General features: G+C 56.4%; 10 protein-coding genes, 2 tRNA genes and 1 rRNA gene. 3 read left to right on the top strand and 10 right to left on the bottom strand.

Annotated features, from left to right (window positions below):
• Positions 1-134 precede the first annotated feature (134 nt).
• Positions 135-1673: ribosomal RNA gene (locus VGE80_RS13125) — 16S ribosomal RNA — on the bottom strand.
• Positions 1674-2295: 622 nt separating this feature from the next.
• On the opposite strand from VGE80_RS13125, the gene VGE80_RS13120 reads away from it, so the two are divergent.
• The 3 genes from VGE80_RS13120 (at position 2296) to VGE80_RS13110 (ending at position 3626) form a co-directional block, all read left to right on the top strand.
• The gene (locus tag VGE80_RS13120; RefSeq protein ID WP_440592990.1) at positions 2296-3216 is read left to right on the top strand and encodes a DUF6263 family protein; all 921 of its coding nucleotides are present in this window, start codon (positions 2296-2298) and stop codon (positions 3214-3216) included.
• 229 nt (positions 3217-3445) lie between these two features.
• Positions 3446-3518, top strand: a tRNA-Thr gene (locus tag VGE80_RS13115).
• Positions 3519-3552: 34 nt separating this feature from the next.
• Positions 3553-3626 (top strand) — tRNA-Val (locus VGE80_RS13110).
• Between the two features lie 251 nt (positions 3627-3877).
• On the opposite strand, the gene VGE80_RS13105 is transcribed toward VGE80_RS13110, so the two are convergent.
• From VGE80_RS13105 to VGE80_RS13065, 9 genes are all read right to left on the bottom strand, one after another.
• Positions 3878-4738, bottom strand: coding sequence for a hypothetical protein (locus tag VGE80_RS13105; protein ID WP_373650956.1), 861 nt, complete (start codon positions 4736-4738; stop codon positions 3878-3880).
• A gap of 20 nt (positions 4739-4758) precedes the next feature.
• Positions 4759-6450, bottom strand: a complete 1692-nt coding sequence (locus tag VGE80_RS13100; protein ID WP_440592989.1) for a hypothetical protein — start codon at positions 6448-6450, stop codon at positions 4759-4761.
• Complete coding sequence (locus tag VGE80_RS13095; RefSeq protein WP_440592988.1) at positions 6428-7969, bottom strand: hypothetical protein; 1542 nt, start codon at positions 7967-7969, stop codon at positions 6428-6430. The genes VGE80_RS13100 and VGE80_RS13095 overlap by 23 nt, the downstream gene beginning before the upstream one ends.
• An 80-nt stretch (positions 7970-8049) precedes the next feature.
• Positions 8050-9441 carry a hypothetical protein gene (locus VGE80_RS13090; protein WP_440592987.1) on the bottom strand — a complete coding sequence of 464 codons (1392 nt, stop codon included), beginning with the start codon at positions 9439-9441 and terminating at the stop codon, positions 8050-8052.
• Positions 9442-9479: 38 nt separating this feature from the next.
• Positions 9480-10010, bottom strand: a complete 531-nt coding sequence (locus VGE80_RS13085) for a type IV pilus modification PilV family protein (RefSeq protein ID WP_373650952.1) — start codon at positions 10008-10010, stop codon at positions 9480-9482.
• On the bottom strand, positions 10010-10642 hold the full coding sequence (locus tag VGE80_RS13080) for a pilus assembly FimT family protein (RefSeq protein WP_373650951.1): 633 nt from the start codon (positions 10640-10642) through the stop codon (positions 10010-10012). Before VGE80_RS13080 ends, VGE80_RS13085 begins: the two co-directional genes overlap by 1 nt.
• Complete coding sequence (gspG, locus tag VGE80_RS13075) at positions 10642-11112, bottom strand: type II secretion system major pseudopilin GspG (RefSeq protein ID WP_373650950.1); 471 nt, start codon at positions 11110-11112, stop codon at positions 10642-10644. The genes VGE80_RS13080 and gspG overlap by 1 nt, the downstream gene beginning before the upstream one ends.
• 36 nt (positions 11113-11148) lie before the next feature.
• On the bottom strand, positions 11149-12357 hold the full coding sequence (locus VGE80_RS13070) for a type II secretion system F family protein (protein WP_373650949.1): 1209 nt from the start codon (positions 12355-12357) through the stop codon (positions 11149-11151).
• A gap of 29 nt (positions 12358-12386) precedes the next feature.
• On the bottom strand, positions 12387-12830 hold a 444-nt coding region (locus VGE80_RS13065; protein WP_440592986.1), incomplete at its 5' end, for a GspE/PulE family protein.

Below are 12830 nucleotides of genomic sequence, written 5' to 3'. Positions count from 1 at the left end.
TGGAGAGTTGAGAATCAAGAATTGTCGAATGATGCGGACTGTTTGTTATTGATTTGAGTCACCGTGTATTGTTCGATCGACTGACGTCTTTCGAACCACGTGTGTCTCTGGCGCAATTGACCAATATCCTTTAGAAAGGAGGTGATCCAGCCGCAGGTTCCCCTACGGCTACCTTGTTACGACTTAGTCCCAATCACGGAGTTCATCTTCGGCACCTGTGTCCTTGCGGTTCACGCAGCGACTTCGGATGCCCCCCGCTTTCGTGGCTTGACGGGCGGTGTGTACAAGGCTCAGGAACACATTCACCGCAGCAATGCTGATCTGCGATTACTAGCGATTCCAGCTTCATGCAGGCGAGTTGCAGCCTGCAATCCGAACTGAGGGACGCTTTTTGCGATTAGCTTGCCTTCGCAGGCTTGCAGCGCTTTGTACGCCCCATTGTAGCACGTGTGCAGCCCTGGGCATAAAGGCCATGAGGACTTGACGTCATCCCCGCCTTCCTCCGGTTTGACACCGGCAGTCTCCTTAGAGTCCCCACCATAACGTGCTGGCAACTAAGGATAAGGGTTTCGCTCGTTTAGCGACTTAACGCGACATCTCACGACACGAGCTGACGACAGCCATGCAGCACCTGTGCATGTTCCGCTCTTGCGAGTGTGGCCCGACTTTCATCAGGTTGATCCATGCATGTCAAACCCAGGATAAGGTTCTTCGCGTTGCCTCGAATTAAGCCACATGCTCCACCGCTTGTGTGAGCCCCCGTCAATTCCTTTGAGTTTCAGCCTTGCGACCATACTCCCCAGGCGGAACACTTAACGCTTTCGCTACGAGAACGAAGGCCGAAGCCCCCGTCCTCCAGTGTTCAGTGTTTACGGCTAGGATTACCGGGGTATCTAATCCCGTTCACTCCCCTAGCTTTCGTGCCTCAGCGTCAGAAAAGGCCCAGTGTGCCGCTTTCGCTGCTGGCGTTCCTTCCGATCTCTACACATTTCACCGCTCCACCGGAAGTTCCACACACCCCTACCTCACTCAAGTCATCCAGTCTCAGGCGCAGTTTTCCGGTTGAGCCGGAAGATTTCACACCTGACTTAGATAACCGCCTACGCACCCTTTAAGCCCAGTGATTCCGAATAACGTTCGCACAGTTCGTATTACCGCGGCTGCTGGCACGAACTTAGCCCGTGCTTCCTCTGAGGCTCTGTCAAATACAAGAGATAGCTCTCGTATACTTCATCCCCTCTGACAGCGGTTTACAATCCGAAGACCTTCATCCCGCACGCGGCGTCGCTCGGTCAGACTTTCGTCCATTGCCGAAGATTCTCGACTGCAGCCACCCGTAGGTGTCTGGCCAGTGTCTCAGTGCCAGTGGTGGGGGCCATGCTCTCACACCCCCTAAGCGTCAAAGCCTTGGTGAGCCGTTACCTCACCAACTAGCTGATACTGCGTAAGCCGCTCCCCAGGTGGAATCACACCCATTGCTTCTCAACCATCACGACCGAGAAGATTATCGAGTATTACCCACAGTTTCCCGTGGCTATCCTCGCCCTGGGGGTACGTCACCTACGTGATCCTACCCCGTTCGCCGGTGTCCCCCTTGCGGGTTCTCCCTCGACTTGCATGCCTAATCCACGCCGCCAACGTTCATTCTGAGCCAGGATCAAACCCTTTGAGTATTGTTTTCAGAAACGCGACAACTTAACTTACGTTTTGTCGTCACGAAAATGTTAACTTGGGTTTGTCCGCTGGCCACACGTTGACTGATCATGTGAAAGTCTTTCGACTTTCCTGATCGTATTGTCACAAGCCTTAAAAGACTTGTTAGACAAGGTCTTCATACGGCCAGCAACCACATCATACGAACAAAACTGATTCTCAAAATCTCTCCAACCATGTTTTCAAAGATCAGTTCCCGTCGCGACTTGCGTTGCTGCGGGAGGGAGATTGTATGTATCGGCGATCTGACCGTCAACCTTCAGGCCCTTCTTTTTTTCACAAAGTTTTTGTTTCCCGGTTCGGCCCGAAACGAGGTCGTTTTGGGTAGGGTGCGAAAGATAGAACCCAGAAGAGGAGTTGCCACTTTGGGAAAGAAGGAGGTCTTCCTGAAGGCCCGATTGCCGCCGCCGCCAAACTGAGGCGCCGAACCGCCAGGCAAACTGATCTCGGCACATTCCGCCGGTTGAATTACGATGGCTACCGTCTTCTCTATATAGAGTGCTGGGAAGGCGCTGTTGTCACACGGGGGCCGCCCCCGCGTGAAGATCGTCCATCATGAACGACAAGGCCAGGAGGGCGCGAATGTCGAATCAGCGGCTGCGAATGTATTTGTCTTTGTTGGGATTTGCTTTCGGCCTCTCGGGCGTTGCCGCTGCGGACGAGACGACGTTCCAACTCGTCTATCACTTTAAGCCCGGCCAGTTCTTCCACTACGAGCAGTCTGACCGGGCGGAGCTGACGACGCAGTCGGGATCGAACCAGGCGCTCGCCATCCAGCAGACTCAGACCTTCCGATCGTTTCGGGTGATTTCCGTTGACGACGATGGCAGTGCCGTAATCGAGCCCGTCGTGGAAAGTGTCAGAATGGCGTCCCAAACAGGGGAATCGGGCGTTGTGGGCTATGACAGCACAAAAGATGAAGTCATTCCCAAAGGGTTTGAAAGCCTCGCCGGAACCGTTGGGCGGCCTCTTGCCCGTTTTCAGGTTTCTGCCAACGGTCGACTCAACAAGGTGACGCTGCTGGTCAACGACGTCCCCAAGAAATTTGCTGAGGCCGCCGAGAAAACCGACCCCGCCATCAACTGTCTGGTCGTCTTCCCGGAAAAGGCCGTCAAAATTGGCGAAAAGTGGAGCGAGAAATCAGACACCCCCGTGTCGGTGGGCAACAATCTAACCCAGGACCTGGGACTGATTCGTGTCTACGAACTCGCGAAAGTCGAGAACGATATCGCAACGATTCGCTTTCGAACCAGCCTGCGTGTCCCCATGCATGATCCGGACATTCTTCGGCAGATTGTTCAGCAGACCCCGTCAGGAACAATCGAGTTCGATTTGAAGGAGGGGAAAATCCTTTCGCGTTCTCTCAAAATCGACGAAAAGGTGATCGGCGCCTTCGGCCCCCAAACCTTGCTGCAGGCCCAGGGCGAAATGCTGGAGAAACTCGTTCCCGCAAGAACCCCGGCCAAAGTCGGAGCCAAACCGGTCAGCGCGAAAGCAAACTGACCTGCCCTGCTTAATCAACCCCCTCTGCCGATGATCGAGAATTCCAGCCCCTGCAGCGAATCCAAAACCGAAATACCTCAGGGAAGTGTGGCATCGCGGCCGATGGAAAACGGGACTAAGTGGAGGCAGAGATGGTGTCTGGTGCCGAACGAAATATTGGCCGATGAAGTCATGCTGTGCAGTCTTGCCGCGACGACGTATTCTGTTATTATCTCTCCTCCCTAACCCGGCCGCCGTAGCTCAGCTGGCAGAGCGATGCTTTCGTAAAGCATAGGTCCTCGGTTCGAATCCGAGCGGTGGCTCTTGGTCAGATTCATCTGGCCTTGACCGAGTCAGGGGCGATTAGCTCAGCTGGTTAGAGCGCCATGCTTACACCGTGGATGTCGGGGGTTCGAATCCCTCATCGCCCATCACTCGAAACCCTTGGAGTTGCTTGCAAACAAGCCGAACTCCAAGGGTTTTTTCGTTGATCTGGGCAGAGGGGACGCCCCGACGCGCCACAAGCCTTTATCGCTTCTCTGTGCAGAGGAAAACCTTGCAGCAGGTGACGGATTCGTCGGCCTGGCTCGGTTCTCCTATCACAACGCAATTTGACCATTGACGTTATGTCGTCGAAGCGCAGTGGTGGGCCGCTCACTCGCTCAGTAGATCGTGAGAAACGTCAGTATTCCAGCGGTAAGGCCGTCGCTTCTGCCAGGGATTCACCGATCGACAGTAACCATCGCTCGCCCACGGATTCCAGAATCACATCATCGTCCAGGATATCGACCACCGAACCTGTGAAGTGGCCGATCTCGAACTGACTTCCTCGTCTGAGTTTCACCAGTTTGTCTTCAGAGCGAAGCGTAAACCAGACTTCCAGTTCCTCCCCGTCTTGCGCGATCGCAGTCAGGAAAGCCTGTCGGGAAACGTCAGACTCTCCGCCAGCCCCGAACAGATTCCTCTGCGCGATAATGGCGTAGTCCGAAAGCTGAGGATACGCCAGTTTGTTGGACGCGACTTGCGAGAGCTGGTTCTTGTTTTCCGCCCCGGGAAGCACGAGGGCATCAATCGCCAGCGAGATATCGACACCTCCCCCTTTGCCCATGGGGGTCAGATTGAGCGATTGAATCTTGTGAAGGTGTCCCGCCTGATAAAAGTCGAACAGAAAGTTGACGAGCTGGTGCAGAGTTCCTTTTCCTCGCACGGAGAAGGCCAGCGAGTCGTAGAATCCCTTTCGACTTGTCGCCGGTCCGGAATCAACGTGGGCGGACTGAAACTTCGATTTCTCGACCAGATCCAGCAACCAGGTGCGATACAGTGAACGGGCAATTTCCGTGTCGCTGGGGAGCGAAGCCTTTTCCCACGTCGCCAACTTGACCGCAGCTTCCTTCGCTGCAGCCAGCTCCTTCTTCTTTCCTTTGATCTTCTTTTCGAGTTGCTCTTTGCGAGACTGCCGTTGCTCCAACGGGGCGTCGACGTAGTTCTTCAATACGTAATCCCCTCCCATGAAGAGGACGATCGCGCCGAGAACAAAATACATCAATCTCTTTCGAAGGTCGTTCATGATTTGCGGCCCTCGCTCGCGCCAGCAGGGGATGTTTCGGGAGCATTCTCCCGTTTTGCAGACTTCTTGTTGTTGGTGGCTTCGGCCGGGGCAGCCGGACCAGTCGTCTCGGCGCCCCCGTCACTTTCTGGAGCGGGAGATTTGGGATTAGCCGACTTTCGAGTTTCGGTTTTCTTGCCTGCCCCATTCTTGCGAGAACTTTTGCCTGTTCCCTTAGGAGCATCGTCATCGGGTTCGGCCGTCGATTTTGGTTTGACGGCGGACAGACTCAGCAGTGATTCAAAGTTCCAGGTGTATGATTTATCCTGAACTCGCTCGTCCACGCGCGGGGTCTGAATCTCGTGCCGTGCGTCTCTCAGTGTGGCTTCCATTCGGGTCACCACACCCGGCTCTCGCACCAGTCCCTGAAATGCGACATTCGCCTTTCCGCCGCGTGCGGGGGACATGGTCAGTCGCTGCAAGACAATATCCTGCCCCGAAGGGAATCGAGATGACAAGTCTCGTAGCTCGTCGAGCCAGACAATGCTGTTGGTATTCCATTCGTCGAGTGCGGCGATCACCTTTTTCTTCTCGGTGGTCTTCTTCACCAGTTTTTCCAGGTCCGAGAGTTCTTCCTGCAGCCGATGGTTTTCCGCGTCGGCACTCGCAATCAAATCCCACTGGTAATATCCAGCGACAGCCAGCATCAATCCGACCACCGTCCCCAGGACGGCGTACCTCTGAAGTTGATTTTTCGCTTTCGGAGGCCGGCGCGGATGCAGAAAGTCGATCGCGTGAGTACCACCTTTTGCTTCGTTAACCAACATCCCCAGAAGCGGAACCAGACGCCCGGAGGTCAGTGGCTTCCAGTCTTTTCCTGGAAGAAATCCCGAAAGAGGGTCGTAGAGTTCGACGTTCGTGGTTGCTCCCTGGGAAACCCGCTCCCGCACTCGCTCGTAATCGGATGACGTTCCGAGCAGGTAGATCGTATCGATCGTGCGGGCTGCCGAGCCTTCGGGCGGTGCAACGAGCAGTGTCCGGCGAATCTCGTGAACCAGTCGGGTCTCAGCAGACTCGTTCCCCAGCTTTCCTGGTAAGCGCACACTGCGGAAAAACAGGGGTCGCTGTGAGTCGACAACGATCAGATCGACATCATCATCGATGACATTCACGAGCAGGGCAAAACCGGACTCAAGGGGATTGTGCTTCAGGAATAATGAGGCTGTCTCGTAGGGGCGGACGAGCAGTCTGTCCGGGGTCACTGAAGCGGCCGAACAGACCGCATTGATTCTGGTAAGTTCCTGAGACGCAAGCGCGGCGGCAGTGATTTGGCGTGGTTCGGTGACGGCGCCGGGATGGGGGACAAAATCAATGACCGCACCTTCCGCCGCCCCGGCCGACTGCGATGTCACCTGATTGATGACCAGTTCCGGCAGTTCCGCGTCTGATGCTGGGGGAAGGGTCAGCTCGAACAATTCGACCGCGGATCGATCCACCCCCACCAGGACTTTCGCGCCACTCCGCTTGTACTTCCCTAAAGCTCCCTGTAGGGCTTTACCGACGTCCTCGTTCGAAAGAACGGAATTGTCAGCGGGACGAGGAAGTTCAACGGCCTCTGCGGATTCGACCGTAATGCGATCGCCTGCAGCGGTTGCGATAACGAAACAGAGTTCCCGTTCGCTGCAATCAATTGCCAAAAGGCGTTGCATTGAATGCTCCCGTCTGCGTGTTTGAAATGCCTCCTGGGGTGTCGATCACGTCCCAGGGGTATCCTCGACCAAGCACCTGCAGGTCTTTCCAGTATTTTCGTCTGACGGGGCGACGACTGGCATCCAGCACAAGTTCTACCCGTTGTGACAGTCGCGACGCCTCGGAAAATGCGATCAACTGCGTCCGGTAGACATCCCCCCCCACGGTGATGTAGGGAACAAGTTGCCTCATCGTGGGCAGATCCGTCAGCCCTTCGGTAAACGGCCAGCAAGGGTGCAGGTCGTGCGAGGGACTCTTCTGTGTCGACGAATTGCGCGACGTCACGATCTGATCAGCCAAGTCTTTTTCCATTCCCGGAATCGCCTGCAGAACTTCTGCCGGAGCCAGATTGATATTGATCAACCCCTTGAGTACCGGCTCAGGTAATACGGTCACACTATCCCACACTTTCCCGAGGCTTTCATCCAGCTTTTCTGCCTCACTTGAGAGAGGACTCTCGACCGAGCCGGCGACTCCTCCTGGGACCGCGACACTCACCCGAGTTTGAATCAGATCAACGAGCGAAATTATCGGGAAACGCGCTGGAATACGGAAGTCGACGCGGACTGACCGTAATTCGATGGGTCGCCCTCCTGCGGGACCCGGTCCATTCTGGCGGTACAGCACGACAAAACTGGCGAACTCGGGATCGACGGCGCTCGACAACTGGCGATGCAACTGACTGAGGTCGAACTGGTTCAAGTTGACTCGCGGTTGACCTGAAGACGAGAAATTCCGTTCGTCGCTGCACAAAGTCAGCAGTTCCACCCAGGGGATGTGCTTCCCACCCGACACATCTTGTTGTACGGGATCCAGCCCCGCGGCCTGTTCATCGAGATCGATGCGGTGGTTCTGGTTGGTATCGCTTCCGTAGAGCAGCGAACGTGTCACTCCTTTAACGAGCAGCAATTCTTCCAGTGACAGGGGAATACCGTTGCGAGCGGAGTAGGGAGGCGTCAGCGACGAATAATAGTCCCCTTCGGCCCCTGCCGACCGGGGCATCGAGTCGCTGTCCATCCAGTCCAGCAATGCCTCGGCGATGGCTTCGGTCATTCCGGGAAGTGTCATCAACGATTGACGCCCTTGTCCGGGCATCTCCGTTTCCCATTGCAGGACTTTTCTCAAATCCAGCTTCCCTGATTCGCGAAGCAGACCGTATTGCCACTTCGTTCCCGTTCCGTCGTCGTAGTGGGGAGCCATGGCGGTGAAACGTACACGGGAGTTGGGTCTCGCTTCATCCGAAACGACAACGCCCCGCATCAGCTCCTGCTCGACGAGATCTGTATCGGGAGTCACTTCGGGATTGGGCGGAAGTGAGAGATAAAGTTTCAGAAACTCCTCTGCAGAGGCGAGAGCATTTTCCATCTGCATCTGCTCACCGCGCAGATGAACGACTTTGTTTTCGTGTGAGATCGACGCGACAAAACCGAATCCGGCCAGACTCACCATCACGATAACGACCATGACGACAACAAGCACAATTCCGTTGCGCCGAGCTGTCACCAAGTTGACAGGGTTCGAAACGGGCCTTCCGCCTGAATCAGACTTCACATCCCTCATTACGGTCGACTCCTTGCGGGAGGCGAGACGGCTGGTGTCCCGGCGACTTCCGGTACCATCGGCTGCCCTAAATGATTTCCGGAGGGGTCAGCCTGATCGGCGGGGGTGGCGGCGAAGGGAAGATGGATGAGTTGCCGGTAAACGGCTCCCGGAGCCGATGACCAGCTCGAGGAAACGCCTTCTTCAGTCGAAGAGGCCCCATCCTCACTTTCCGCATCCTCCGCAGCCATCGAAGTCGTGCCGGCAGAGTCACCAGTCGTGCTGACTTTCAACAGGACTTCGACGAGCACCGGAAGACTTCCGCGTTCTTCACTGTCCCACTCGAAATCCCAATCCAGTCCGTCGAAATAGCGAAACTCGATACCGATCACCTGCGGGAGGTGGTGCACATCACGACCGCGTTCAAAGGCAAGCGCGTCCTCGGCATTCCAATCGGGCAAGTCGGACACCTCAGCCGAAGGGACCGAAGAGCTGAGCGCGTGGATTCCCGCCCAGGTTTCCCAAGACCATTCCCGACGAACAAGTCCCGGGGGATGTTGCGCTTCATTTGTCGTGGCGGCCTCCGTCGGTAGAGCGAAAGAGTACTGGATCGTCCTCAATTCGGTGGCAAACGAAGCTCGCGGTTGCCCCGGAAGCGGTAGAACTTCCGTGAGATCAGTTGGTCCCTGAGTCTGTGCCGGATCTGCCTGCAGGATCATCAGGCGTAGCGACCGGCTCGTGCCGAGTAGACCGAATTTCGGAATGAGCTGCTCTGCCGAAGGGTCTCCTCCGACAGCGTTCGACGGTGAAGAATTGCTGTTTCGAAAGCTGTCGCGTGACGGAAGAACCGGACCGTTGGCCGAGTTCCTCTGGCCTGACAAGGAAGAGCCCGCCAGTTCATTCCGCCCCTGCGGGCGACCTGGCACTCCCGGCGATTCACCGCCCAACCCGCCAGCACCGCGAGAGCGAGCCGCACCAGGTCCGGCATCTCTTCCCGCATCTGGCGAACCAGAATTGCGGGACATCGAGCGTTGGCCGTTAAAGTCACGGTCAGCGGAGTTTTCCTGAAGTGCACCGGGCCGGGTTCCTCCGAAGCGTCCTCGGGCAGAGGAATCCGGCGCTGCCGCTCCTGACATGGCTGGGTCGAACGAGGATTCTGATCCACCATTAAAGAGGGGAATTAATGGCCCCGAAGAGAAGTCGCCATCATCGTCGGAATTCATGACGATCTGCGAAAGATCCTTCGCCAGTTGAGCCGTGACTCCGCGAACAATCTGAGTCTCTTCAATCTTCTTCCTGCCGGTCGCGAACATCCTCAGGTAAATATCCGAGAGACTCCACAACGCGATCAGTACGACGGATGCCAGAAGCGAAGTGAGGAGCACTTCCAGCAGGGTAAAACCGGCGCGCACCTCGCCTTCGTCATTCCCTGTGTGAGAACGAGACAACCTCACGGTGCCACCTGACGTGGCGATGTGCGCGAAGAGGGACCGGAACTGGCCCCAGAAGATGGGGAAAGAGCTTGCCGTCCCGTGAACGGTAAGGGCGAGGTATCGCTATTTGACTGAGACCCAGTCCCTGCTGTGCCGGTCAGGTTATCCGGATCGGCAAGGTCGTCAGGCACCCAGCGAACTAATGTGAACCGGATGGGGCGGGCAATGGTCTCTGTTCCCTGAAAGACAGTGACAGAAACGGACAAAAGTCGTGGCAGGTGGCTGAGAGGCTCGACATCCACAGAGTAGAACCACCCCGGATCATCTTCGAGTTCAGCCGATTCGATCGATTTGACCGGCTCAATCCCCGCCAGGATTTCGTCGATTTTCGCCTGACAGAGCAGTTGGGCGATGTTGAGGTCATACGCGGCATGAGCCTGCTTGCGACCGATTGTCGCAAGCTCGATCAGTGCGATGGAACTGCCCAGCAGAATGCTCGTTGCGAGCAGGACTTCCATCAACGAAAAGCCGCGTCGGGACGTCGACATTATCTCAATTCCTGTCGCCGCGTTTCTCCAATTTTGGCCGCGCCCGTCAGACCGCTCAACTTCACATCCAGGCGGAAATCAGGTTCACCGCGCAGCTCGACGACAGCGTTTGTCGTTCCCCCGTTGGGATAGAAAATTGCGAGATCAATCCATTCGATCCCTTCACTTTCGACAGAAGTGTTGCCGATTTCCGGCAGGCTCTCATCCGTATCAACCGCGACTTCGAATCGTATCCCTTCGGGAAGCTCTCGTTCTTCCAATAGAAGGTCGGTCGATTCGTTGAGCGGAGATCGTTCAGCCCCGTCGAGCGATGCCTCACTCGCGGACAACTCGACGTCCGGCAGGCCACCTGCTTGAGCATCGTCAAGCGACATTGGCTTCACCTGGAATTTTCCCGTGTGCAACTGAAAGCGAAAGACCTGCGCTTCACCTGACTGCATGGCTTTCAAGCGGGCTTTCGACAGTGCCGCAGAGACTTCCTGCGCCGCCGATTGCAGACGCAGTTTATCCATTGGCGACTTCAGCATCGGCCACGATAAAGCAGCCATGCTCGCCAGGACGGACATCACGACGACCATTTCCATCATCGAATGACCGCGGCGCCGGGAATGTTGTTGAGTGGACTTCATCATCAAGCTCCATCCTTTGCTTCAGCGTCCCAGCTCACGATGTCGTCTTCTGTGTCTTCCTGGCCATCAGGGCCAAGCGACCAGATTTCCGGTTCTTTTCGTTTGCCGTGTGTCGGAGGGAACTGGTACTGATAGTCACGCCCCCAGGGATCCTTGGGAATCTGCGACTTCTTGAGGTAGGGGCCGTCCCAGCTTGACTTGGTCTCTTCATCTTTCGATGGGTCTTCGATCAGTGCGGCCAGCCCAATTTCGGTATCGGGATACTCACGCATATCGACGACGTAATGTTCCAGAGCGGACATCAGCATGCCGATCTGGGTTTTTGCGCCGTTGACGTCCGCCTTCTGCTTACTACCCAGAATTCGGGGTCCGACCATCGAAATGAGCAGCACCAGAATGGCCAGCACGACCAGCATTTCAACCAGCGTAAAGCCAGCTCGTCCTGGCTGCTGACTTCTCTTACTTTTCACCATCACAACCTCCATCTAGAAAAAGCAGTATCCGGGGGATTAACCCATTGTTGAGCTCATCTCGAACACGGGCAGCAGCAGGGCTGTAAGAACAAACAGCACGACCGTCCCCATGACGAGCAACATGGTCGGCTCCAGTAGCCGGACCATAATGTTCAGTTGACGACCGATCTTCCGATCTATCCCATCAGCGACGTTGATCAGCACCTTTTCGAGGTTGTTCGATTCCTCGGCGATGCTGATCATGGCCATGATCGGCTTTGGAAAGAGTCCACATTCCCGCAGCGGACGCGACAGGGTCTCACCGGACGAAATGTTCTTGGCAGAGTCATTGATTGCTTGTGCCAGTACCCGGTTACCAGTGGCATCGCTGCTGATTTCCAAGGCTCGCAGCAGCGGAACTCCATTTTTCAGCAGTGTCCCCAGCACGCGGCAGAAGCGGGACAGGGCCGTTGACAGGAAGATGGGACCGATCGCGGGCAACTTGATTTTGTATCGATCGATCACCAGCCGGGCGGCGTCTGTCTGCAGTCGCTTGCGTAACCAGTAAAACAGAGCGACGGCCCCCGCGGCGAGAAACAGCCCGTAGTTACCGAGGAAATCACTGATCCAGAGGAGTGCCACTGTTGGTCCCGGCAAGCCGCCCCCCTTTTCCAATTGGGCGAACAGCTCAGCAAACTTCGGCACGAAAAACACAATCAGGACGACGGTCACGACCGTTCCGGCCGCGGCGAGAAACGCCGGGTAGGCCATCGCCCCGACGACTTGCCCTTTCATCTCTTCCTGCATTTCCAGGAAGTCAGCGGTTCGCTTCAGGGCGTCTTCGAGAAAGGCTCCTTCCGATCCGGCCCGAACCATGCTGATGGCGAGTTCGCCGAAGATCTCGGGGTGCCGGGCCAGCGCCTGATCGAATGGAACCCCTTCGGCAACCTTGTCTCGAACGTCTGTGAGGACTTCAGCGAGGATCGGATGTGACGCCTGTTCGACAAGTACGTCCAGTGCCGCCATCAGCGAGACGCCATTCTGCAGCAGGTCAGCCAGTTGCGTCAGATTGTTGGCCAGCAGTTCCGCCTTGATCCGCTTGGCTTTGGGCAGTAACCGGAGCGGTTCTCTGGCCGCCTCGACACGAACCGGAAAGAGCGCGCGTTCCTTCAGCAGCGAGAACACATCTCGCTTGCTTCCGGCGGTGATGACGCCCGAGATATCTTTTCCCGAGGCGTTCCGCGCGACGTATGCAAATTCCGGCATGGTCAGTTACCCAGTTACGTTTTCAGTCGTCAATCTGCTTTCGTGGCTCGAAGAACTTCTGCAATCGTGGTTTGCCCTCGCTTGACCCGCTGCCAGCCATCCTGCCGCAAGGTCCGCATTCCCGCCTTGACGGCACACTGCTTGATACGACTTGATGAAGCCCCCTCAGCGACCAGCTGACGGAGTTCGTCGTTCGCTTCCAGAAACTCGTAAATGCCGATTCGCCCGGAATACCCAGTTCCGCGGCAACTCCGACAGCCGACGTTCGTGTAGATCGGCGCGCTTTCGGTGACATCATCCATCGTGAAGTCTGCGGGAATCTCTTCCGGTGCGGGGGTATAAGGAACGCGGCAGGATTTACAGAGCGTTCGCACCAGGCGCTGGGCCATCACCCCTTCGATGGTGGAACTGACAAGGAACGGCTCAACCCCCATATCCACCAGTCGCATGAAGGCCCCGGCGGCATCGTTCGT

This window comes from Schlesneria sp. (genome assembly GCF_036405755.1).
Lineage (GTDB): Bacteria > Planctomycetota > Planctomycetia > Planctomycetales > Planctomycetaceae > Schlesneria > Schlesneria sphaerica.
This window is presented reverse-complemented; position numbering and strand designations above follow the sequence as displayed.